Annotated in this window: 18 protein-coding genes; 7 read left to right on the top strand and 11 right to left on the bottom strand. The window is 67.5% G+C overall.

From position 1 onward, the window contains the following. Positions 1–201 precede the first annotated feature (201 nt). The 3 genes from ACFWMR_RS20795 to ACFWMR_RS20785 are packed head-to-tail and all read right to left on the bottom strand — an operon-like array spanning position 202 to position 3,281. Positions 202–816, bottom strand: a complete 615-nt coding sequence (locus ACFWMR_RS20795; protein ID WP_378379531.1) for a DUF2238 domain-containing protein — start codon at positions 814–816, stop codon at positions 202–204. A 5-nt stretch (positions 817–821) separates the two neighbouring features. After that, on the bottom strand, positions 822–1,601 hold the full coding sequence (locus ACFWMR_RS20790) for an isocitrate lyase/PEP mutase family protein (RefSeq protein WP_093937743.1): 780 nt from the start codon (positions 1,599–1,601) through the stop codon (positions 822–824). Between the two features lie 36 nt (positions 1,602–1,637). Beyond that, a complete protein-coding gene (locus ACFWMR_RS20785) occupies positions 1,638–3,281 on the bottom strand; it encodes a glycoside hydrolase family 76 protein (RefSeq protein WP_378379530.1) in 1,644 nt (547 codons plus the stop codon). 345 nt (positions 3,282–3,626) lie between these two features. On the opposite strand from ACFWMR_RS20785, the gene ACFWMR_RS20780 reads away from it, so the two are divergent. Continuing rightward, positions 3,627–3,944, top strand: a complete 318-nt coding sequence (locus ACFWMR_RS20780) for an effector-associated constant component EACC1 (RefSeq protein ID WP_378379529.1) — start codon at positions 3,627–3,629, stop codon at positions 3,942–3,944. 114 nt (positions 3,945–4,058) lie between these two features. On the opposite strand, the gene ACFWMR_RS20775 is transcribed toward ACFWMR_RS20780, so the two are convergent. Together ACFWMR_RS20775 and ACFWMR_RS20770 are read right to left on the bottom strand one after the other, a co-directional pair. Further along, positions 4,059–5,003: a hypothetical protein gene (locus ACFWMR_RS20775; RefSeq protein WP_378379528.1), complete on the bottom strand. Its 945-nt coding sequence runs from the start codon at positions 5,001–5,003 to the stop codon at positions 4,059–4,061. Positions 5,004–5,468: 465 nt separating this feature from the next. After that, the gene (locus ACFWMR_RS20770) at positions 5,469–6,713 is read right to left on the bottom strand and encodes a PucR family transcriptional regulator (protein ID WP_093937738.1); all 1,245 of its coding nucleotides are present in this window, start codon (positions 6,711–6,713) and stop codon (positions 5,469–5,471) included. Between the two features lie 89 nt (positions 6,714–6,802). On the opposite strand from ACFWMR_RS20770, the gene ACFWMR_RS20765 reads away from it, so the two are divergent. From ACFWMR_RS20765 to ACFWMR_RS20755, 3 genes are read left to right on the top strand one after another with little or no spacing between them, the layout of a single operon-like run. Continuing rightward, positions 6,803–8,296 (top strand): flavin-containing monooxygenase, encoded by a 1,494-nt coding sequence (locus tag ACFWMR_RS20765; protein ID WP_093937737.1) that lies wholly within the window; start codon positions 6,803–6,805, stop codon positions 8,294–8,296. Then, positions 8,293–9,192, top strand: a complete 900-nt coding sequence (locus ACFWMR_RS20760) for an alpha/beta fold hydrolase (RefSeq protein WP_378379527.1) — start codon at positions 8,293–8,295, stop codon at positions 9,190–9,192. The genes ACFWMR_RS20765 and ACFWMR_RS20760 overlap by 4 nt, the downstream gene beginning before the upstream one ends. After that, positions 9,189–10,037 (top strand): SDR family NAD(P)-dependent oxidoreductase, encoded by an 849-nt coding sequence (locus ACFWMR_RS20755; protein ID WP_378379526.1) that lies wholly within the window; start codon positions 9,189–9,191, stop codon positions 10,035–10,037. Before ACFWMR_RS20760 ends, ACFWMR_RS20755 begins: the two co-directional genes overlap by 4 nt. 1 nt (position 10,038) lies before the next feature. Here the strand turns inward: ACFWMR_RS20755 and ACFWMR_RS20750 are convergent, their stop codons facing one another. The 3 genes from ACFWMR_RS20750 to ACFWMR_RS20740 form a co-directional block, all read right to left on the bottom strand. After that, positions 10,039–10,371 carry a ClpX C4-type zinc finger protein gene (locus ACFWMR_RS20750; RefSeq protein ID WP_378278107.1) on the bottom strand — a complete coding sequence of 111 codons (333 nt, stop codon included), beginning with the start codon at positions 10,369–10,371 and terminating at the stop codon, positions 10,039–10,041. A 71-nt stretch (positions 10,372–10,442) separates the two neighbouring features. Further along, a complete protein-coding gene (locus ACFWMR_RS20745) occupies positions 10,443–11,087 on the bottom strand; it encodes a TetR/AcrR family transcriptional regulator (protein WP_378379525.1) in 645 nt (214 codons plus the stop codon). 87 nt (positions 11,088–11,174) lie between these two features. Continuing rightward, the gene (locus ACFWMR_RS20740) at positions 11,175–12,485 is read right to left on the bottom strand and encodes a lipase family protein (RefSeq protein WP_378379524.1); all 1,311 of its coding nucleotides are present in this window, start codon (positions 12,483–12,485) and stop codon (positions 11,175–11,177) included. 329 nt (positions 12,486–12,814) lie between these two features. On the opposite strand from ACFWMR_RS20740, the gene ACFWMR_RS20735 reads away from it, so the two are divergent. Next, entirely contained in the window at positions 12,815–13,183 is a 369-nt protein-coding gene (locus tag ACFWMR_RS20735) for a helix-turn-helix domain-containing protein (protein ID WP_378379522.1), read from the top strand. Positions 13,184–13,513: 330 nt separating this feature from the next. Here the strand turns inward: ACFWMR_RS20735 and ACFWMR_RS20730 are convergent, their stop codons facing one another. Further along, a complete protein-coding gene (locus ACFWMR_RS20730) occupies positions 13,514–16,672 on the bottom strand; it encodes an AfsR/SARP family transcriptional regulator (RefSeq protein ID WP_378379521.1) in 3,159 nt (1,052 codons plus the stop codon). Between the two features lie 75 nt (positions 16,673–16,747). On the opposite strand from ACFWMR_RS20730, the gene ACFWMR_RS20725 reads away from it, so the two are divergent. Further along, positions 16,748–17,959, top strand: coding sequence for a hypothetical protein (locus tag ACFWMR_RS20725; RefSeq protein ID WP_378379520.1), 1,212 nt, complete (start codon positions 16,748–16,750; stop codon positions 17,957–17,959). 322 nt (positions 17,960–18,281) lie between these two features. Here ACFWMR_RS20725 and ACFWMR_RS20720 read toward each other — a convergent pair whose 3' ends face one another. Together ACFWMR_RS20720 and ACFWMR_RS20715 are read right to left on the bottom strand one after the other, a co-directional pair. Further along, positions 18,282–20,285 (bottom strand): NB-ARC domain-containing protein, encoded by a 2,004-nt coding sequence (locus ACFWMR_RS20720; RefSeq protein ID WP_378379519.1) that lies wholly within the window; start codon positions 20,283–20,285, stop codon positions 18,282–18,284. A 254-nt stretch (positions 20,286–20,539) separates the two neighbouring features. Continuing rightward, complete coding sequence (locus ACFWMR_RS20715) at positions 20,540–21,733, bottom strand: MFS transporter (protein WP_378379518.1); 1,194 nt, start codon at positions 21,731–21,733, stop codon at positions 20,540–20,542. Between the two features lie 54 nt (positions 21,734–21,787). Between ACFWMR_RS20715 and ACFWMR_RS20710 the strand changes: the two genes are divergently transcribed. Further along, on the top strand, positions 21,788–22,531 hold the full coding sequence (locus tag ACFWMR_RS20710) for an AraC family transcriptional regulator (protein WP_378379517.1): 744 nt from the start codon (positions 21,788–21,790) through the stop codon (positions 22,529–22,531). Positions 22,532–22,576 lie beyond the last annotated feature (45 nt).

Raw genomic sequence — 22,576 nt, 5'->3', positions numbered from 1 at the left:
TCCGGTACGGCGGTTGGGTGTATTTGGGTGTGTTTTGGGATTTGGTTTTTGTGTTATAATGTTGTTACTCCCTTTTTTAATCCAACCCCACCCCACGCGGAACAGCCCCTACGGGCATGAATCGGACACTAAAACGCCGCTGGGTGTCCCATGTGGACACTCGGGCCGCGACCAGCCCGCCGGCCAGTCCGAACCTGCCCCTCACCGCCCGGCCAGCTGCCGGTCGTGTACCCGGCGCCAGATCAGCAAGGAGACCACCGCGCCGCACAGGCACAGGAACATGTCCCACTGGGTGTCCCAGACATCCCCTTGGGTGGCCAGGAAATCGTCCGCGCCCGACCCCGCGAGCAGCGCGCTGAACCATTCCACGAATTCGAAACAGGCCGCGATCGCCAGGCAGACGCAGACGGTCAGGAACGAGGTCCAGCCACCAGGCCGCAACGGCGTCCGGCGAAGAAGCACCTCACGGACGGCGATCGCGGGGACGAAGCCCTGGACGAAGTGGGCGAACCGGTCGTAGTTGTTCCGTTGGGTGCCCAGCCAGCCCTGGACCCACTCACCGATGGGGGTTTCCGCGTAGGTGTACTGCCCGCCGTAACACAGCACGATCGCGTGCAGCACCAGCAGCCAGCAGAGCAGCCGGGTCAAAGGGAAGCGTCCGCGCAGCGCCACCACCAGCGGTAACCCGATCAGGACCCAGACGACTTCCAGCAGCCACGTGCCTGGCGACTTCGCCTGGATCCCGGTCACCACGAGTGCGGTGAGCACCACGACGGTCAGCAGGGCCCCTTCGACCCGGCCGACTCCGCGAACCATGGTGGTCAGTTCAGCTTGCGCATGTCGGCGGGTAGGCCGCCGCCGGCGTAGACGTCCTCGGCGAGCTTCGCCAGCGCGGTGAGCGCGACGTTCTGGCTGAACGGCCCGTACGACACCCGGGAGACGCCGAGCTCCTGCGCGGTGGCCAGCGGGATCGAGCCCGGCACGCCGATCAGGTTCACCTTGCGCTCGCCCAGCGCCTCGACCAGCCTGCCGACCTGGGTCTCGTCGAGCTTGCCGGGCACGAAGAAGTTCGACGCGCCGGCGTCCAGGTACGCGCGGCCCCGGGTGATCGCCTCGGCCAGCACCTCCTCGGGGTCGCGGTCGCCCGCCCTGAGGAACGCGTCCGTGCGGGCGTTGAGCACGAAGTCGATACCGGCGGACTGGGCGGCGGCGACCGCGGCCTCGACGGCCTTGACGGATTCGTCCAGCGGCTTCATCTGGTCTTCGAGGTTGCAGCCGACCGCGCCGACCTCGATCGCGCGGGCGACCGTGCCGCCCGGGTCGCCGTAGCCCGCTTCCAGGTCCGCGGTGACCGGCAGGTCGCCCGCCGTCCGGACGATCAGCGCGACCTCGGAGATCATCTCGTCGCGGGGGATCTTCTCTCCGTCGGGATAGCCGCGGGAGGCGGCGATGCCGTGGCTCGGGGTGGCGAGCGCCTGCGTGCCGGGGGTCTCGGCGACGACCTTCGCGGTGATCGCGTCCCAGACGTTGACGACGAGCAGCAGTTCGGGGGCGGCGTGCAGCTCTTGCAGCCGGGTGGCCTTCTCGGCGGTGGAAACCATGCCTTCAATCTAGAGGCCGCCGCAAGGCGAGGGGGCTCAGGACGCGGCCGTGAGAGCGCCGAGTCCACTCGCCTGGGTCCGCCAGTCGGCCTGGTTCGGCGTACCACCTGCCCAGCGCTGCCCGATCCGGTTCAGCGGATCGCGGTCCGACGTCCACAGCGAGTCGGCCTGCCGCTTGGCGTAGTCGCGGTAAGCGGGAGAGTTCGTCGCGGCGGCCAGGTCGGCGAGAAAGCGCATGAAGATGCCCTTGAACTGTTTTTGGTTGTCGTCACAGGAGTTCTGGCCGACGTCGCAGGATTCGGTGAGGACGCCTTTCTCGGTCAGCACCGTGCCACCGACCGCCGCGTCGCCCAGGCGCCGGGCCGCGTCGAGCCAGCGGGTCTCGCCGGTGGCACGCCAGAGCTCGACGAGACCGCCGATGCCCAGGCCCTGGTTGTAGGTCCAGACCGTCTGCCCGTTGTTGCGGCAGTCGCGGGTGAGGCCGTCGTTGACCAGTCCGGACGCGTTGATCATCCCGCTGGTCAGGTACCAGTCCGCCGCGGTCCGGGATCGTCGCAGCCACACCGAGTCACCCGGTGTCCGGCGGTGGACGGAGGCCGCGAGCCGCAGGTACAGACCACTGGTGACGGCGTTCTTGTAGGTCCGTTCCCGGTCCCACCAGACCCCGCCGCCGCAGGTCCCCGGATCCCAGTACTGGTGCACGTAGGCGGCGATCGTGGTCGCCATGGTGAGGTAGCGCGGGTCGCCGGTGTGGTCGTAGGCGGCCACCCACGCGAGGCCCCACCAGGCACTGTCGTCGATGGCCCGGCTGGCGAAATTCCCTTCGATGGCATCGGAACCGCGCTCACCGGCGGGAAAGACGCCGCGGTTCCGCTCGAAGGTGCGCGCGATGATCCAGTCGTGGCGCCGATCCCCGGTCGTCCTGGCGTGGTCGATGACCGCCGTCAACGTCGCCGCCGAGTTCCACCAGCTGCTCGGCCACCAGCCCGGATACGGATCGTAGGAGTACAGGAGCGCGTCGGCCGCCGCTTGCGCGCGGGCCGGTGCCGGACGGGCCCACGCCGTACAGGATCCTTCCTGGTGCGCGGCTTCACGGCCGCAGGCGCGGACGGCGCCGCCGTAGTGGCGGCCCCGGGGATCTCGCGTCGCGAACAACGCCGTCCGGCCGGCGTTCGCGCCCGCGGCGACCGGCGTCCGGCCCAGTGACGAACCACCGGCCCAGCTCACCCCCGCGTCCCAGGAACGATCCAGCCAGATCTCGTCGCCCCGCGCGCCGGATTCGATGGTGCCCCAGGCCATCGCGTTCCCGTCGACGTGCAGGCGGATCGTGCGCCCGAACAACGTTGCCGGCGGAACCGGCTGGGCGTCCCCGTCCGGCTGGGTCGCGCCGTCGCAGACGACGTCGCAGACCTTCGGGTGGATCCATTCGGTACAGGTGACCCCGGCGGCGTCGCCGCACGCGCGGATCACTCCGCGCCGGTGCTTTCCGGGATCGGTCACGTTGTACATCAAGGTTCTCGTGCCGGTCCAGGTACCGGGAACGCTCGCTTTGCCCAGTAGTCCGTCCCAGGTCGCGCCGCCGTCCCAGGAGCGGTCGAGCCAGACCGAATCCCCGGTCGCCCCGCGATCGATGCTGCCCCAGGCCATCCCGTCGGCGTCCGACACATGCAGCCGGAGCACCCGTCCGCCGAACACCTTGTCCGGAACCGGAAAGGTGTCCTGCTGGGCCTTGGAAGGGTCTAGAGTGTCGCAGGACAGCACACAGACCACCGCCGCGGCGGTAACCGGTTTCCCCGCCGGTACGGGAATCGCCGTCAGAATCAGGCAAAGCACGAGATGTATCAGCGATGACATCGTTGTCCGCCCTCGGGGTCGGCCGCGCACCGGATCTGGATGCCTTTCATGATCCGGGTTTCGTCACCGGCCGGTCAACGGGAACCACCGGTCAGGTCTCGGGACAGGATTTCTGTTACGCCTCAAGCCCAGGCCGCGATCTGTAGGGATATCACTTTCGTGGGAGGTCTCGTGGAGCTGACGATCAACGCCGCCGGCGACGAACAGGCGCTGAAGGAGTTCTACGGCTGGCTCCGCGACGACGCCGACGTGACCAGGTCCGCGACGATCCGCACGGCGGGGGAGCTGGGGGTTTTCGAGGTCATCCGCATGTCCATCGGTTCCCTGACCGGGCTGGCGAACCTGGGGATCGCGTGGGGCAACTTTCTGCGCTCTCGCAAGGAAACGCCCCCGTTCACGATCACGGTCGACGGTGAGCTGACCGCGGAGCAGCGCGCCATGCTCCGGAACCTCGACCTGCCGCCGAGCCGCCCGGAGGACGTCGAGTGACCGCGTCCGCACCGGGCTGCCAGGCGTCATGAACCTGCGCGAGAGTTCCGACGCGGGCCAAACGGCGACGACGGGAGCGTCAGCAGGCCGAAGCATCCTGGCGCCCCGTCGTTGTCAGTTGCCGCTCGACGACGCGGTGGGGTCGATTCTCACTGTGTCGTCGTTCTTCACGATGAACACTTTCGACTTCCCGCGTTCCCAATGCTTGGAGACGAGAAAGAGGTGGTTGTTGCCTTGAAGCAGAAGGCGTAACCCGTCATATCTATAGTGGAACTTCTGTTCCGGCGAAGGATTGTGGCTGAGGCTGACCCCTGTTCCGACGATGTCGATGTCGTTCTTGCTGTGCAATCGGATTTCCGGCCGTTGCAGCAAGGCTCGCGCGTCGTCGACGGCGATATTCCTTCCTACGTGTTCCGCGTATTTCTCCACGGCGAGCATGAGGCCCATGCAGCAGAGAATGATCACGGTGAGCGTATGAAGATGATGTACGGACTTCTGGTTCATCGATTGCCGGGACAGGTGCGCGCTGTAGCCCAGGATGGCTGCGCCGGCGAAAACCGCCAACGGTAAAAGGATGGCCGCGGGCCAGTGGGGAAGGCTGTTCGTCAGTATCCCGGCGATGCCGATGAGAAGCAGGGTGCCGCCCACAGGCCTGGCGGTCCGGAGAATGCGGTCGGTCAGCTGTCGGCGCCGAGCGCGGGGAACGCTGCTCAAAAAGCGCGTCAAGCGTCCGGTGATCGCAAAAAAAGCCACTGTGCAGAGAGAAAAAACCAGCAAAGGCCGAATTATCGAGTTCAGGCTCCGCAGTAGGTAGTCGCTGGGAGCCAGTCCTACCAGTGTTATGTCCAGGCCGAAGTACTCCGCCGTCGCGTTGGCGCGAATCCAGCCGACCCTGTAGAGGAGTGCGACGAGGATCGTCGTCTGGGAGATCACGGCCGCGACGATCACCCAGGCTTTTCCTGTCGACGTCTGGGGGCTCTCGCGCTGTTCTGGTTCCGCCGAACCGTTGTCCAGGTTTTCGGGGCTGGGTGAGTAAGTCGTTGTCATCAGGCGCACCACCAATGCTCTTTGACGGAGTATCCGCAGCCTGCGCCACTCGGTGCGCCTGTGCGGCTAGGTGTGGGCGAGGGAAGGGAGGACGTAGGCGTGGCTTCGTCACTCTCGACAGGAACAGGAACGAACCGGCCCCTGCTGGTTGGGGTGTCGGGGATGGGCTTGCTGCTGGGTGACCTGAGTGATTTGCCGCGCTCAGCGGCGGAATCGGTGGCTACGGGCGTGTCCGATGGTCCGGTTGACGGGTGGGGTGGCGTCGGCGGCGTCTCCCGCGGGGAAGGTAACCCGGTTGGACCCGCTTGGGTCGCCGGCTGCGGCGGGTCCTGGACTGGGCTCGGACTTCCGCAGGCGGAGAGAAGCGCGAACGTCGCGAAGGCGACAGTCGGGAGTAATCGGTTAATCACATACCTGAGGTCGTGAGTGGTCGACGTGGGGATACAAAGATCGATCCCGTTCACCGGAAAGAGCGAATCAGGCGCCGCTTCCCAGCCACCGCAACGTTTCCAGCGCCACCGCCACATCCACCGCGTTCTCCGCCAACGGCCGCGGAAGCAGTTCGTCGGCCCGCGCCAACCGCCGGACGACGGTGTTCCGATGGGTGTAGAGCCGTTCCGCGGTCCGCGTCGTGTTGCCCAGTTCGTGCACATAGGTCCGGACGGTCTCGCGGGTTTCGGCGTCGGCGTGCCGGAAGTCGCCGAGCGTGTCGGCGATGAATTCGCCCGCCTGCGCAGGGTCGCCGGTGAGCAGAGCGAGCAACTGGATGTCCTGGTAGCGCGCGATCTGCTGCGGTGAGGTGAGCCGGGCGAGCATCCGCTGGGTGGCGGCGGCGTCCAGATGGCTGCGGCGGAAACCATCGATGCCGCTGCCGGGACGTCCGAGCGCCACCCGGACGTCGGGGTGCGGTGCGAGGTCTTCGGCGAGCCGGTCCATCCGGGGCGGGGTCCGGCCGGGGAGCCAGACCCACAGGGCGGCCGCGCTGGCGACGACGGTCAGCCGGTGCGAAGCGTCGCTGGCCCGCATGAGCGTCTCGGCGGCGGTTTCGAGCTGCTGGGACGACGGGGTGGCCGAACCGCTCCAGACGATCGCGGCCGTATGCGGTCCGGCGAGCGGATAGCCCAGCTGGGCTTCGGCCCGCGAACGGCCGATCGGCGCGCCCTCCAGCAGCAGCGTGACGGTGGCCCGCCGTTCGGCGTGCGCGCCGCGGGTGAGTTCGCTGCGTTCGGCGGCCATCCGTTCGGACACCGCGGCGACGGTGTCCTCGATGAACGTGGTGATCGACAGTGACGAGACGTCCAGCAGTTCGCGGAGCAGGACCGGGTCCGACGTGAGGTCGAAGCAGATCTCGATCCAGCGCCGCCAGGCCACGCCCTGCGCCCGCCGGTAGGCGTCGAGGCCGCCGGAGTCGAAGCCGCGGCGCACCATGTCGCGGGCGCCTTCGAGCACCTCCTGGTTCAGGTTGGCGGTGACTCGTTTGCCCGGATGCTGCACGTTGGCGGCCGCCCAGTGCAGCAGATTCGCCAGGTTCGCGCGCTTGGTCCCCTCGGTGAGCACGGGGTCCTCGGCGACCGCGCGCATGCTGCCCCCGCCGAGCGAGGCCTCGTGCAGCTCCTCGATCCATTCGGCGCGCGGATGCAGGACGATCTCCGCCCCTCGCCGGAAGAGCTCACGCGCTTCGGCGGACAGCGTGGGCCACGGGGATGCGGCACTTTGCACCATGGACCCATCATGATGGTGCAGATAGTGCTAGCGCAATTCCCCCGCGCACCCGCATGGTGGGGAGAACCGAGACGAGGCTGGAGTACCGCATGACGACGAGCACACCCGTCGAGCACCTCGACGTGGTCATCATCGGGGCCGGGATTTCCGGGATCGGGGCCGCGCGCTACCTGAAGACCGAGAACCCGGGCAAGACGTTCGCCATCCTGGAGGCCCGCGGCACGTCCGGCGGCACCTGGGACCTGTTCCGGTACCCCGGCATCCGGTCGGACTCCGACCTCCACACCTTCGGCTACGAGTTCAAGCCGTGGCGGGACAAGCAGTCCATCGCCGACGCGCCCCGGATCCTGTCGTACCTGCGCGAGACGGTCGCCGAGAACGGCCTCGAACCCAGCATCCGCTACCACCACAAGCTGCTCTCGGCCGCCTGGTCGAGTGACGAGTCCCACTGGCTGCTGGAGATCGAGCGGACCGACACCGGCGAGCGCACCCGGCTCAGCGCGGGCTGGCTGTTCAACGCGGGCGGCTACTACCGCTACGACGAGGGCTTCACCCCGCGTTTCGAGGGCCGCGACCGGTTCACCGGCACGATCGTGCACCCGCAGCACTGGCCGGAGGACCTCGACTACGCGGGCAAGCGCGTCGTCGTGATCGGCAGCGGCGCCACCGCGGTCACCCTGATCCCGGCGATGGCGGGGACCGCGGCGCACGTGACGATGCTGCAACGCACCCCGACCTACGTCATGCCGGTGCCGCGCGAGGACAAGCTCGCCAACGGCCTGCGCAAGATCCTCGGCGACGAGCGGGCGTACGCGCTCACCCGGCGCAAGAACATCCGGAAGGGACTCGCGGTCTGGCAGTTCTGCCAGAAGTTCCCGAAGACCGCCCGCGGGCTCATCCGCTACGTCAACAAGAAGCAGCTGCCCAAGGACTATCCAGTCGACGAGCATTTCAACCCGCCGTACGACCCGTGGGACCAGCGGTTGTGCGCCGTGCCCGGCGGTGACCTGTTCGCCGCGATCCGCAAGGGGCAGGCCGACGTCGTCACCGACAAGATCAAGACCTTCACCGAGAAGGGTGTCCTGCTCGAATCCGGGCGCGAGCTGGAGGCGGACATCATCGTCACCGCCACCGGCCTGAACCTCCAGGTGTTCGGCGGGGCGAAGCTCAGCGTCGACGGCAAGCCGGTGATCCTGCCGGAAACGGTCGCCTACAAGGGAATGATGCTTTCGGACGTGCCGAACGCCGCGTTCGCGATCGGCTACACGAACTCGTCGTGGACGCTCAAGATCGGCCTGCTGTGCGAGCACTTCTGCCGCCTGCTGTCGCATATGGACACTCACGGCTACGACGTCTGCCGTCCCGTCCTCGCCGATCCGGACATGCCGACGCGGCCGTTCCTGGACTTCGCCGCCGGATACGTCCAGCGTGCCCTCGATCAGCTTCCGCGCCAGGGTGACCGCCTGCCGTGGCTGACGTCGATGAGCTACCACTCGGACATCAAGCTGCTGCGCGCGGACGACATCACCGATCCCGAGCTGCACTTCTCCCGCGCGCAGGTCCGGGAAGCGGTGAGCTCGTGACCGACAGCTTCGCCGACCTGCCCGGTGGCCCGCGGATCTGCTACCGGGAAGAGGGCCCGGCCGATGGTGTGCCGCTGGTGCTGATCGCCGGGCTCGGCCTGGATCTCACGTCGTGGCCGCGGCCGATGATCGAGGGGTTCACCGGCCGCGGCTTCCGGGTCATCAGCTTCGACAACCGGGACGCGGGCCGCTCGGACCGCATCAAGGCGCCGAATCCCGGCAAGGTCCGGCAGTTGCTGGCCCGGCCCCTGCCGGGGGCGTACGACCTGGGGGGCATGGCGGCGGACACCGTCGGCCTGCTGGACCACCTGGGCATCGAGAAGACGCATCTGGTCGGCATGTCGATGGGCGGCATGATCGCCCAGACCGTCGCCGCCCGGAATCCCGGCCGTGTCCTGACGCTGACGTCGATCTTCTCCACCACCGGGCACCGCCGGGTCGGGCAGCCGGCGCGGTCGACGCTGCTGCGCATGGCGCGGCGGCCGGCCACGACGGTCGAGGAATCGGTGGCCGGTCACCTGGCGATGATGGGTCACCTCGGCTCGTCGAGGTTCCCGCTGGACAAGGACGTCGAGACGGCCTGGGCCATCGAGCTGTGGGAACGGGCCGGAGGACGGCGGGCCCGCAGCGGCATCGCCCGCCAGATCGGCGCGATCCAGGCCAGCGGCGACCGCACCGCCGAACTCGGCCGGATCACCTGCCCGACCGTCGTCGTCCACGGGGACACCGACCGCATGGTCCACCACAGCGGCGGCCGGGCGACCGCGAAGGCCGTCAACGGCGCCCGCTACGTCGAAATCCCCGGTATGGGCCACCACATCGCCCCGGACCTCGTCGGGAGGCTCGTCGAGCTCACCGCGGAATTGGCCCTCGATCCGGCAGGAGAATCCCGATGAGCAGTGTTCGCGGCAAGGTCGCCGTCGTCACCGGTGCCGGTTCCGGCATCGGCCGTCAGCTGGCCCTCGAACTCGCCCGGCGCGGAGCGCGTCTCGCGGTGTCCGATGTGGACGAAACCGGGCTGGCCGAGACCGTCGCCCAGGTCAAGGCGCTCGGCGCCGAAGTGCAGGGTGCCGCGCTGGACGTCGGCGACCGGGCGGCCGTCCTGGAGTACGCGGACACGGTCGCCGCGCAGTTCGGTGTGGTGCACCAGATCTACAACAACGCGGGCATCGCCGGTGGCGGGCAGACCGTTCTCGACGCCGAATGGGAGCTCTACGACCGCACGCTCGCGGTCAACCTCTTCGGCGTCATCAACGGCACCAAGGCATTCCTGCCGCATTTGATCGACTCCGGTGACGGCCAGGTCGTCAACGTGTCCAGTCTCAACGGGTTCATGGCCCAGCCGACGCTCAGCGCCTACTGCGCCAGCAAGTTCGGCGTCCGCGGGTTCACCGAGGCGCTGCGCACCGAGATGATCGCGGGCAGGCATCCGGTGCGGGTGACGGTCGTCCACCCGGGCGGGGTCAAGACCGGCATCGCCTCGGCGACGTTGAAGGAAGCCGAGGCCCGCGGCATCGAGCCCACGGCCGAGCAGCGGGAACGCGTCCGCGTGTACAACGAGAAGCTGCTGAAGATGCCCGCCGATCAGGCCGCCCGCATCATCGTCGACGGAGTTGAAGCCGGGAAACCGCGCGTGCTCGTCGGAAACGACGCGAAACTGGTCGACAGGCTCGTCCGGCTGCTTCCGCGCCTCTACCCGAAGCTGATCGTGGACTTCGAACGCCGTCGTCTCGCCCGCTAGCTCAGGCGAACCGTTCCCACGCCGACTGACGGCGCATCCCCAGCGCTTCGCCGACGCGGTCCCACGAGATGCCACGGCGACGGGCTTCGCCGACCCAGGACCGCAGGTCGTCGTCCACCAGATGGCGAATCGCTTCGATACGCGGCAGATGCGCGAGAAGGGCGGCATCGTCGACGCCTTCCCAAACCGGAGTGGCGCGCTTCAGCCCGGCGGGCTTGTTCTTGACCGCCTCGGCGCACAACACCACGCAGTCGTCGCAGATGTAGACACCGGCTCCGGCGACCAAGGTGCCGACGTCGTCGGCCGAACGTTTGCAGAACGAGCAACGGTTCACGACGAATCCTCTCGTCAGGGTGTACCTGACAAGGTAGACCCGTCAGGAGTGTCCTGACAAGCGACCGGTGATCAGGCGTCGACGCTCCGGTGCCCGAACAGGCCGAGCAGCCACGTGTAGCGGACGGCTTCGCGCGCTTGCCCGTAGGCGTCTTCGGTGCCGATCCAGATGGCCTGCGAGATCAGTTCGATGGTGGCGGCGACGACCGTCCGCGCGGTGAACGGCGGCGGTGCCGGCAACGCGGGGTCGGTGGTACGCAGCCATTTCGCCGTCCGGTCGAAAACGGCTTCCCCGGCGCGCAAAGTGTTCTCCCGCGCTTCGAGTCCCGCGTCGCCGAGCGCGTAGATCTCCAGCAGTACCGCGCGGACGGCGACAGGGCGCCGGTGCACGTAGTCGACGAGGAAGTCACAGCAGGCAGCGACGGCGTCCAGCGGAGTCGCGGCTTCGGCGCCCGCGGCGACGCCCTGGGTGATGAACTCGGTGGTGATCTCGCGATAGGCGGCGAGGAACGCGTCTTGTTTGCCGGTGAACTGTTCGTAGAACGAGGTCCGTGACACGCCCGCGGTGGCGGTGATGTGGCCGACGGTGGTGGCGACGTAGCCGCGTTTGCCGGCGTTCTCCAGCACGGCGTCGATCAACCGGGCCCGCTGGGTCCCGGCGACCTCGTCGCGGCTGAGGTTGTGCGGCCCCTTCGGCAGCCTGCGGTGCTCGGTCACGTGCGGCACCGTACCGGTCCGGAAACCCGTGAAGGCCTCCTTCCCTACCTTGAGAGTAGGGAAGGAGGCCTTCACGGACCATCGCGGTCAGCTGACCGGCACCTCCGGGGCAAGGGAGTTGCCGGGCGCGATCTTCCCGCAGGTGGACGGCGCGGTCTTGCCCGCGAACCGGTCGTTGAGCCAGCCGACGGCCTGCGGCGCCCAGGCGACGGCCGCCCCGACGTGGCTCAACAGGTTGTACTGGTCGTATTTGATCGACTTGTTGCCGGTGTCGCAGTACTGCCGAGCGAGCGAGCGCACGTCACCGGCGACCATCACGCCGTCACCGGTCCCGATCCCCGGCGGATTGCCGAAAGTGCCTTCCAGGACGCCGTTGTTGCCCTGTGCGATGTACCCGGGCACGGTCGGTGTCGCCGCGGAGCCGAGGTTGATCTTGTTCACGGCCTCGACGTACGGCAGCACCTTGTTCGGGTTGGTGTACTCGGGCTTGACGAACTTCTCCCACGTCAGCCCGGGGTACCGGCCGAGCGCGTCGACGATCGACGCCTTTTCCATGTCCTTGAGCACCTGAAGGCCGTAAGAATTCGCGTACGGCTTGAGATCGATGCCGAAGGATCGCGAGACCCCGATGAGCGCCATCGGAATGACACCGGTCCACGCGACACTGCCGTTGACGTACTTGAGATTGTGCGACGGTTTGACGAGCAGCCCGCCTTCGGCGAAGCCGACCAGATTCTTGTTGACGTCGGGGGCGTAATCCGGCGCGAGCGCGGCGGCCCACCCGGTCGCGATGGCGCCGCCCGAATATCCGATGAGGCCGAACCGGGTCTTGTCGTTCATGCCCGTTCCCGGCGACCGGGTCGCGGCACGGATCGAATCCAGGGTGTTCGTGCCGTATTCCGGCCCGGCCGCGAAGTTCGCCTTCTGGCCTTCGGTGTCGGGAATGACGACGTTGTAGCCCAGCAGCAACGCGGGCGCGATGAACAGTGCCTCCGCGTTGGCGATCAGGCCGCCGAGCGAGACGTCACCGGCGATCGCCCTCGACGGGCCGTGCTCGGGGTCGAGCGAGTCGTAGAACGATTGGTACGAAACGGCTTTGGTGCTGTCACCGGTGAGGCTGCGCACCACCGAAGTGACGTTGGCGGACGGTTTCCCCTGCGCGTCGGTGCTCCGGTAGAGCAGCTGGGTCACCTTCAGCGGCGTGGAAATGCCGATGACGTGGTAATTCAGCGTCCGGGTTTTCAACACGGTTCCGGGGCTGTACGACGACAGCGGTTCGCTGCCGCTGTAGCTGTAGAACGAATCGGTCGTGGGGGCGGCGGAAGCGGCGGGTGCGGCGGCGAAACCGACGATGAGGGCGATAGCGACGGCCAGCAGGCGAGCGGGCTTTCGGGTCATGACTCCCCTTTGAATCATGAAGTGGATCACGTTTGGATGCTCGAAACCTACCAGCCGGTAATGTGTGATGTACAGGGGCGTACATGATTTTTTGTCATGGTCTTGATGTTGACGCTTTGTCCGGAGTGAGTCGAGTCGCCGTTTCGCGGCGACAAGCGGGGGATTGATGCGCTACCGCGAATGTCACAGTCAGCGATGTGAAAGCGGTCCGCGCGTCATGGCTGCGTTGCGGCGCGTGGGGGAAATACCCGAGCGAGGGTGGATTTCCGGGCCCGCAGGCGCGACCGTGGAAGGAGTGGTCGTGTCAAGAACGGGGTGGTGGCCTTGAGATGACGGGCGCGGACGATTCCGATGTCTGTGGCGAGGAAGGCACAGAGGAGTCCGACGTCGAGCTGGTGCGCGCGTACGAAAGTGGCGCCACGATCACCGAACTCGCGGCTCGTTTCGGGATGACCTATTACGGAACGCGAACTGCTCTTCTCGCGGCCGGAGTGACGTTGAGACAGGCGGGGCCGACTGGTGCGCCGGCTCCGCCCGGTCTCATCGAGGCGTATCTCGCGGGAGCGAGCATTCAGGATCTGGCGACGAGATTCGGGCTGAGCTTCGGTGTCGTCAGGCGAATGCTGCTACAGGGCGGGGTTCGACTCAGACCCCAAGGTGGCGTTCCGCGGGGGGACGTCACCGGTGGTTCGACGTGAATCGTCGGACCGCGTCCGCGGCAGTCCGCTCAGTTGATCAGTAGGGTCGCCACCAATCGCCGATCACCAGCGCGAAAGCGGTGGCGGACAGCATGAACATGGTGAACGACGTGGAGTGCCGCAACTTCTTCAACTTACTCCTCTGGCAGTGGGGCGGGGACTCGGCCCATGGGGTCAATAAACCCCGATGTTCAGTGCGCAGAGGACGATAGGGCTGTCTCACGACAGCCGTCAACGCCGTAGTCGAGTACTTGCTCTCTGTCGTGATGACGGCAACGTGCGGAGCAGCAACAATCCGCTCCGCGAGTACGCACGGGAGAGTGAAGTTCGCTAGTTCGAGTGAAGCCGTCCGGCGCGTCGAGGTGGCGGAAGCATGGCGACGGTGTCCTCGTCACCGGTCCGTGTCGCAGGGATCTCCGGCTCGCGTCCGGCGAGCGCGGCGATCAGCGGCGCGAGTTCGGCCGCCTTGGCAGTCCGTCCCCGGTCTCGGTAAAGCCCCGCCGCCTCTTCGAGAACCTCTCGGGCTCCGGAAAAGTTGCCGTGATCGGCGAGAATACGGCCGAGAGTGACTTGAGCGCGTGCCAAACCGGTGGCGTGGTGGCTGCGCTCGGCGAGACCGATCGCGTGGTCGGCGTACCGGATCGCTTCCCCGTCTTTCCGTCGCGCGTGCGCGAGCTCCGCCATGACGGTGTACAGCTTCATGGTCGCCGGGAGATGACTCTCGTCGGCCAGAGTCAATGCCTTGGCGCATTGGAGATCGGCCTCTTCGAACCGGCCGATCCGGGTCAGCACAATCGCCACGGCCGAGTGCACGGCCAGTTGTCCCGAGGCGTCCTCTGTTTCCTGTTTGACCTGTAGCGCGCGATGGTAGTGCTCCAGCGCTCCGTCGTGGTCGCCCGCCGCCTCCAGTGCGTCGCCCAGCCGGTACTCGGTGACCCCGAGGTGACCGGGATGCCGCACCGTCTGAGCCAAGGTCAGGCATTCGCGATACCTGGCGACGGCTTCGGCCGTCCGGCCGGCGTGATGGTGCTGCCGCGCCCGGTTGAGCATGATGGTGAGCCTGCCGAATTCGTAGCCTTGCGCCTTGACGAGTTCGTACGCGCTCGAGAGGTAGCGATCTGCTTCGTGATCGTTTCCGATGATCATGTGTATCTGGGCGAGATCGTTCAGAGTCGCCCCCTCCGCGACCTTGTCGCCCGCTGTCGCGGCCGACCGGGCCGCTGTCTTCAGGCCGTTCACGATGTCGTCGTAGAACCCGTACTGGTCGTAGATGTCGATGGTGAGGTGGGGAATGCGCCAGGCGTACTCATGCAGTTCATTCTGATGGGCGTCTTCGACGAGCGCGTTGAGATTCGTTCTTTCCTGGAGGCACCACTGGCGCGCGGCGGCAGGGGAGTCGAAGTCCATCGGCACCACGCCGGGTTCGACCGGGATCATCGGTGGCCTCGGTTTGTGCGGGTGCACCGTCGCGTGCGCGTTGAAGGCCGTGTGCAGGTAGAACGACAGCAATCGCTTGCGGGGGTCGTCCCCGTCGCTTTCGCGGTCCGCGAGGGTCGCCGCGTACCGATGCAGGATGTCGTGCATCCGGAAGCGGTCGAGATCGCCGGGATGCTGGATCAGGTGCGCGGCGAAGAGCGCGTCGAGCGACCTTCGCGCGGCAGGGACGCTGATCGCTCCTGCCGAGGCGAGCGCCGCCGGGCTCATCTCCGTGCCGGGATGCAGGCCGAGCAGGCGGAACATGCGTTGTTCGGCCTCTTCGAGCGCGTTGTACGACCACGAGTACGCGGACTGCAGATGGATTCCGGAACCGTCCCCGTCGTCGCCGATCGTCAGGAGGGTTTCCGCGTCCTTCAGCTGTTCGGCGAGCGTGCGCAGGCGCAACCCGCCACGGCTGGCCGCGCGGTCGGCCACGATGCTCAAGACCAGCGGGATGCAGTCGCACAATCTCGCGAGTGTCTCGAGGACCTCGGGTTCGTCTTGCCCGCGATTGCGCATGCGATGCGCCAGCAGTTCACACGATTCGGCGGGTGACAACGGTTCGAGTGCGACCGCCGGGACGTTGTGCAGGGCTGTCAGCGGGGTCATGCGCCGCCGCGAAGTAAGGATCACGGTGCACGGGGCCAGCACGTCCAGCAGCGACTGGACGTGGGCGAAGTTCTCCACGTTGTCCAGTACGACGAGAGCCGGTCGCTGGGAAAGGAGTGTGGCCAGCTTCGCCATCCGCCCGGCGGGGCTGACGATCCGGTCGACGCGGAAGTCGAGCGCGGAAAGCAGGACGTCGACGACGTCGGTGGCCTCCAGGCGTGGAGTCCGGCTGAATCCGTGCAGATCGATCATGATCACGCCATGGGCGAACCGCTCGGCTGTGCGGTGAGCCCAGTGCCCGATGGTCGTCGTCTTTCCGACGCCCGGTGGGCCGGTCACGCAGACGATCGTCGCCAGTGGCGTGCCGGTCGCGTCGACGGTCAAGGAGTCGAGTCTCTTCAGGATGTTCTCGCGGCCCACGAAACGATCGATGTCACGGGGCAACCGTCGCAGTGGGACTACGCTTTTCTGGACTTGCTCCGGCTTTCTGTCCGTCGTCCCGGTGTCGACCTGAATGGATTTCGCGGTTTCCGTGAGCTCTCGATGGAATTCGCGGAGTTCGTCGGCGGCCTGCCCGTCGCCGTCGGAGCGGAAAGCTTGATACTTTCTCAGGTAGAACGCCGAAATTTCGCCGCGGCGGCCTGCGGAGTTCAGCGCCTTCAGCCGGAGTTTGGCGAAGCCCAGTTCGCCCGGATAGTCGCGATCCAGTTCGTCCAGCCGTTGCAGGGCGGCGAGCGGTTGTCCGGTGGCGATCAGTTCGTTCAGCAGGAAAGTGTTCGCGGGTACCCAATCCGATTGGATGAACGACGTGCGCCAGTCTTCCGCCAATCGTGTCGTGAGGTCGGCCAGTGGCTGTTCCCTCCACAGGCTGATCGCCGTCGCGGCGGTCTCGCACGCGCGCAGGTGTTCGTCGCTGTCGCCGAAGGCTCTGGCGTCCTTCATGGCCTTGCGGAAGGCGACGTAGTCGATCAGCGAAGGATCGACATCGAGGGTGTAGTGCCCGTTCGCGGTGACCAGTGTCGCGGGCGCGCGCGTCTCCCGGAAAAGGTGGCGAAGCCGGGTGACGTATTGGTACATCGTAGCCCGCGGGTCGCGCGGCCGTTGTTCTTGCTCGTCCCAAACCCATTCGACTACGGTTTCGATGGAAAGGCGTCTTCCGGGACGCGTCAGCATGGCCGCGAGGATGCCCTCTTCACGCCGTCGCCCCCAATTCACAGCCAAATTCCCGTGCATTCGCACTGTAGTCTGCCCGAGAACTCCAAAGGCAACTTCCATGGCAGGCCCCTTTCCCTCGGCAGTGTCGCCGCCCCTCGCCTCGCCCTCCAGTTTCACATTCTTTTCTGTTAAGAACCAGCGTGACCACTGCGGACCGGAGAAGAAGTGATCCTTTGTCAGGAACGTCAACCGCGGAACGAAAGGACCGTGTCAGATGGACAGGCCACTCTCGTGCCCACATTCGGCGGAAGAGAGGGGACGCTCATGAGCGGGAAGATGTGGATCAGGGGGCCGGTCGGGACCGGATCGGAGGCACGGGTGACCCGGGCCGGGTGCCGGACGGCGCTCGTCGTGGTCCCGACGATGACCGCTGGCACGCGGTTGCTGGACATTGTTCCGTTGCTCGAATCGGATCACCGGATCCAGGTGGTGTTCACCGTTCCCCACACCACGGATCACTGGCCGGGGGTGGAGGAGTTCGTCCGGGCACAGCACGGTCTGCTCATGCCATGGGAGCAGGCGGTCCACCACACGTTCGATCTCGTCCTGGCGGCCAGCCACCGTCATCTCGACCAGCTCCGGGGCCCGATCCTGTTGGTCGGGCACGGCGCGGGGACGATGAAGTCGCATCTGTACAGCCGGAAGGCGGAGACTCCGGTCCTGCCCGCCACAGGCCTCGATCGTGAACTCCTGACCTATCGCGGCCGGATCCTTCCCTCGGTTCTCGCGTTGGCCACCGAGGAGGAGCGGACGGCGCTCGGTTCCCTGTGCCCGGAAGCACTGCCCGTCTCGGTCGTGGCGGGGGACATCTGTCTGGACCGGATGACCGACGGTGACCGCTTCCGCGAGCACTACCGGCAGGCGCTGGGGCTGAAGCCGCGGCAGCGCCTGGTGACGATCAGTTCGACTTGGTCTGCCGACTCGATCTTCGGGCGGGTCCCCAGCCTCTGCCGGGCGGTTCTCGACGCGCTTCCGCCGTCGCGTTACTCGGTCGCGGCGGTGCTGCACCCCAACGTGTGGACGGTCCACGGACGCAGGCAGGTGACGGCTTGGCTGTCCGACTGCGTCGAGGCGGGACTGCGGCTCATCCCGCCGGATCGCGGCTGGCAGGCGACCATGATCGCGTCGGACTGGGTGATCGGGGACCACGGTTCGACCACCGCGTACGCCGCCGCGATCGGCAGGCCGGTCACCGTCGCCGCCGACCCTGGCGACCGGTTGCGTCCCGGAAGCATCGCCGACCTCGTCCGGCTGAACACCCCGCTACTGGAACCGGGGCCATTGCCTGGCCAAGAGACCGAAGCGATCCGGCGCGTCGAGCACCTGTCTCCGGTCGTCACGGCCGCGATCAGTTCCAGGCCGGGGCAGGCGGCCGTGATCCTGCGTTCGGCGATGTACCGGCTCGTGGGGCTGCCGGAACCGGATTGCCCGCCGTTTGTCCCGATGCTGCCCGCGCCCCAGCCGATCGAGGTGTGATCACGTGGACATCGTGTATACCGTCCATGGCCACGCGCCGGGTGTGGCCCGGATTCGCCTGCGGATCAACGGCTCCGACGGGGACGTCCTCGTTGTCGCGGTCGACACCGTACCCGGGGCCTGGGCGGCGGCCGGAGACGTCTTGCTCCGAGAGGACAGCCAGACGGTCGTCCAGGCCCGGACCGCCGCCGAGGCCGCGCTGAGCCGCCATCCCGGCGCCGTCACCGCGATCGCGGCGCATCCACGTGGTTACGTCATCTCCACCCGGACCAGGACGTCGGTCGTGGCGGCGGAACCACGCTCCGGGCCGGCGGGCTGGAACTCACGGTTGAGCGCCATCTCCGGCGTCGTCGGCTTGAGGAACGCCCAGGTCGGCGAAGAGGGCTTGAGCTTCGGCGAGATGGCCGGCACCTTCCTCCTCTCGGCCGCATCGGTGTTCGATGCGGCCGAGAGCGGCCAGGAGTTCCGCGGTGTAGAAGGGGGAATCGAGTGCCCGGACCGTCCTCAGTGACTCGGTCAGCCGGGCGATCGCGCCTTCTGCACGGCCTTCAGCGGCCTGGATATTGGCGAGTGCCATGACAGAGCGGGCGTGCTGGGCGGGATCACCGATTTCGGCCAGCATCGTCGCCGCGGCGGCCAGTTCGATCATGGCTTCGCTGTACCGGCCGAGCTTCGCGAGCACCTCGCCCTGGCGACGGCGGCACAACGCCACACCGCGGGTGATGCCCAGCCGCTCCTGCAGATCGGCGGCCTGGCGGTAGAAGTCCAGGGCGCCTTCGAGATCCCCCTGCCCTCGTGCGGATCTGCCGAGCTGGGAGAGCGCGGTCGCCTGCGTCGGGCCATGGTCCTCCTGCTGCCCCAAGCGAAGCGCGACGACGTTCTCTTCGGCGGCCTTGCCGTACCAGCCGAGTTTGGCGTAAGCGAAGCCGAGCTGTGACCTCAGCCTCGCTTCCACCAAGGGCAGGTTCGCACGAGTTGCGGCCAGGACGCCCTGCTCGTTCATCGCGATCCACGGCAGGTAGTCGCGGTGATGCAGGAAGAAACCCCATGACGCTTCGCAGAACTGCCACACGATGTCGTCCCACTCGTGGTTCGCCGCCGAGGTGAACACGGCGCGGATCACGGACAAGTGGTCGCGCCACCAGGCGAGGCCGTCAGCGCGTTCGGCGAAGTCCTTGGAGCGGCTTTCACGGGTGGCGTACCGGGCGCGGTGAGGGTGGATCGCCTCGTCGGCGGCCAGGACTCGGTCGAGGTACCACCCGGCGAACGACCGCGCCAGCCGGTCTTGTTCGTCCTCTGGAAGCGCGCCCGCTGCCCGCGTGCGCGCGTCACTTCGCAACACCATGTGCTGGACGAATCGGTCTTCGCCCGCCTCGGTCAGGAGATTCGCTTCGATCAACTCGTCGACGTCGTCCTCGACGGCGCCGAGGGGACGGTCGAGCGCGGCGGCCAAGGGCTCAGTGGACAGGAACGGCCCAGGATGCACACCGCAGGCCAGATAGACCCGTGCCGCGCTCCGCGGCAGCCCTTCGTAGACGACTTCGAAGATCGCGTTCAGCGAAAGGGCTTTGTCGGCGGACCTTCCGCCCGTGGACGTCCAGCGCCCGTATGCGGCCGCTTCGCGGGCGAGAGTTCGCTGCGGCCGGGTTTTCAGCCGTGCCGCCGCCACTGACAGCGCGAGCGGCAGCCCGCCGCACGAGGACACGATCTCCGATGCGGCGGGTGGGTCGGACCGCACGCGTTCGGGCCCGGTGTACTGCTCGAACAGCGCCTGCGCCTGGGATTCGGTGAGCGGTGGCAGATCGACGAACTGCGCCCCGTCGATGGCGAGGTCGGTGAGTCGCCATCGGCTGGTCACGAACACGACCGCCGCCTGCCCGGCGGGCAGGAGCGGGCGGACCTGGGCCACGGACGCGGCGTCGTCGAGAAGCACGGCCATCCGCCGCGGCGCGGTGGCCGTGCGGAAGGCCGCGGACCGCTGGTCGAGGCTTGTCGGGATCTCGCCGGGTGAACTCCCCAGTGCGGTCAGAAATCCGTGCAGGACCTCGCCGGGATCTTCCGGAGGTCGCTCGCGTGCGCCGCCGAGGTCGCTGTACAAGATGCCCTGGGGGAACTCGTCCGCCTTGCCGTAGAGCCAATCCAACGCGAGTGAGGTCTTGCCGACCCCGCCCACGCCGCTCACCACCACCAGTCGCCGTCCGGTGCCTTCGCTCCAGATCCGGTCAAGTTCGGAGGTGAATCGCTCCCGTGCTTGGAACACCGCCGGCGCCGCGGGGATCTGCCAAGGCCGACCCGCGGGAACACCGAGGCCGGCCGGAGCCGTCATGATCTGACCCCACCGCTTTTCCCGGCGGCTTCCGGCTGATGCGAGCGTCGCTCCAAGTCGTCCATGCGGTGTCCCCCCGTTTGGTTTTCAGTAGGCCAGTGTCTCTACTATTAGGGTTGCGGGCGATAAATTGTGGGGAAATTATCACACGAACAGACGAATGGCTGCACGTGCGTCCGCACGGGCGTTTCACTTCCCGATCCTCGGGAAGTGTTGCCAGTCCACAGTGGACGAACATTTTCCCTGCTGTGACATCAAGTTCTGCTGTCGGTAAGTTTCACGCCATCGGGCGCATTTCGCTCTTCTGATTTCGGTGCGTCCGGCTCCGGCAATGAGCGAGTCGTGAGCCAGCTTAAAGCGGGCAGCGCGATCAGCGGCAGTAACGCCGTTCGAAGGGAGGTGTGGTCCGCGACGGCCCCGATGACGGGACTCGCGAGGCCGCCGATGCTGACCGTCAGGCCGAGAGTGACGCCGCTGGCGGTGCCGACGCGGGTGGGCAGGTAATCCTGAGAGAGCGTGATCTGCAGGGAGAACGGGATGTAGAGGCCGACGGCGGCCAGTAGGACGAACGGGAAGAACGCCGGGCCCGGCACGAACACGACCCCGGCGACCGCGCCGATGGTGGCCAGGTACGACCGGCGCACCACGGTGACGCGGTCTCGGCGTCCGGCCAGCCTGCTGCCCAGCAGTGTGCCCGCGGCGCCGCCGAGGTAGAGCAGGAACAGCGCCGCGCTGCCCGTCGCCGTGCCGCCGCCGACCCGTTGCTGGGCGTAGAGCGAAACGAACGTGCTCAGCCCGACGAAGACGATCGAGCGGAAGACGACGGCCACCGACAGCCTCGTGAACGACCTCCAGTCGTCGACGCCCGCGACGTCCTCGGAGGAGGCGCCGGTGCGGGCTGTCCTGGCGAGCGCGCGCAGCACCGGCAGGCAGAGCACGGAGCCGGCCAGCGCGGGCACGACGAGCAGCGGCGACATCCGGAGTCCGCCGAGGGCCATGACCGCGGCGACGAGCACGGGGGCCGCGGCGAAGCCGATGTTCCCGCCGAGGGAGAACCAGCCCATGGCCGTATGCCTGCCGCCACCGGCGATTCTCGCGACCCGGGCCGCTTCGGGGTGATAGGCGGCCACACCGATGCCTGACACGGCGACGAAAGCGAGCGTCAGCGCGTAGGAGTCGACGAGCCCGCCCAGGCCGACGCCGAGGCCACCGAGGAGGGTGGCCGACGGCAGCAGCCACGGCATCGCCCATCGGTCGGTCAGCGCGCCGAACAACGGTTGCGCCACCGACGACAGCAGCGACGCGGCGAGCACGATGCCCGACACCGCCGCGTACCCGTAGGCGCGCTCGGCGGCGAAGAACGGCACCAGCGCGGCCACCGAGCCCTGGTACACGTCCACGCACGCGTGCCCCGCCGACAACAGGAAGATCGCTTTGTTCCTCGACACCTCGTCATGCTCGTCCCGGGTCGGGGTGTCGCGCTTCCGATAAAATGACAGCCAATGACGGAAATCCGCCACATGCCCGAAGCACCGACGCAGATCCGGTCCCTGGCGTCCGGCACGACGATCGAGGCACACCGCCACGATGACCACCAGGTCGTCTACGCCGCCCGTGGCGTCCTCGCCATCACCACCGACAGGGGCTCCTGGGTCGCGCCCGCCACCAGGGCCATCTGGGTGCCCAAAGGGACCGTGCACGCCCATCAGGCACACGGCGATCTCGAACTCCGTCTGGTCGGTTTGCCCGCCACAGTGAACCCGTTGCGGCTGACCGAACCGACAGTGCTGGCCGTCGGCCCGCTCCTGCGCGAGCTGATCCGCGCGTATACCGATCCGCCGCACGACGACACCCGGGAACGGCGGCGGCTGCGCGCGGTCCTGCTCGATCAGCTGCGCGCCTCGCCGCAGCAGGCTTTGCATCTGCCGACGCCACAGGACCCACGGCTGCATGCCCTGTGCGAGATCCTGAGCGCCGATCCGGCCGACAACCGGACGCTGGCCGCTCTCGGCGCGCGCGTCGGGGCGAGCGATCGCACCCTGGCCCGGCTCTTCAAAGCCGATCTGGGCATGACGTTCCCGCAATGGCGAACCCAGCTGCGGCTCTACCGCGCCTTGACCCTCCTGGCCGAGAACACCCCGGTGACCGCGGTGGCGCACGCCTGCGGCTGGGCGTCCACGAGCGCGTTCATCGACGTCTTCCGCCGCGTCTTCGGGCACACCCCCGGCACGCACTTCGATCGGTGAAAGCCCTCCGGCTGGGTAGGTCGTGAGTGGCGTTTCGGGTTAGAA

It is taken from the genome of Amycolatopsis thailandensis, assembly GCF_042723255.1.
Classification (GTDB): Bacteria; Actinomycetota; Actinomycetes; order Mycobacteriales; family Pseudonocardiaceae; genus Amycolatopsis; species Amycolatopsis thailandensis.
This window is presented reverse-complemented; position numbering and strand designations above follow the sequence as displayed.

Excerpts from the sequence above, each read along its gene's own strand:
- ACFWMR_RS20795 (WP_378379531.1), bottom strand. The coding sequence starts at position 816 with ATGGTTCGCGGAGTCGGCCGGGTCGAAGGGGCCCTGCTGACCGTCGTG.
- ACFWMR_RS20790 (WP_093937743.1), bottom strand. The coding sequence starts at position 1,601 with ATGGTTTCCACCGCCGAGAAGGCCACCCGGCTGCAAGAGCTGCACGCC.
- ACFWMR_RS20770 (WP_093937738.1), bottom strand. The coding sequence starts at position 6,713 with ATGGTGCAAAGTGCCGCATCCCCGTGGCCCACGCTGTCCGCCGAAGCG.
- ACFWMR_RS20765 (WP_093937737.1), top strand. The coding sequence starts at position 6,803 with ATGACGACGAGCACACCCGTCGAGCACCTCGACGTGGTCATCATCGGG.
- ACFWMR_RS20755 (WP_378379526.1), top strand. The coding sequence starts at position 9,189 with ATGAGCAGTGTTCGCGGCAAGGTCGCCGTCGTCACCGGTGCCGGTTCC.
- ACFWMR_RS20740 (WP_378379524.1), bottom strand. The coding sequence starts at position 12,485 with ATGACCCGAAAGCCCGCTCGCCTGCTGGCCGTCGCTATCGCCCTCATC.
- ACFWMR_RS20735 (WP_378379522.1), top strand. The coding sequence starts at position 12,815 with ATGACGGGCGCGGACGATTCCGATGTCTGTGGCGAGGAAGGCACAGAG.
- ACFWMR_RS20725 (WP_378379520.1), top strand. The coding sequence starts at position 16,748 with ATGAGCGGGAAGATGTGGATCAGGGGGCCGGTCGGGACCGGATCGGAG.
- ACFWMR_RS20720 (WP_378379519.1), bottom strand. The coding sequence starts at position 20,285 with ATGACGGCTCCGGCCGGCCTCGGTGTTCCCGCGGGTCGGCCTTGGCAG.
- ACFWMR_RS20710 (WP_378379517.1), top strand. The coding sequence starts at position 21,788 with ATGACGGAAATCCGCCACATGCCCGAAGCACCGACGCAGATCCGGTCC.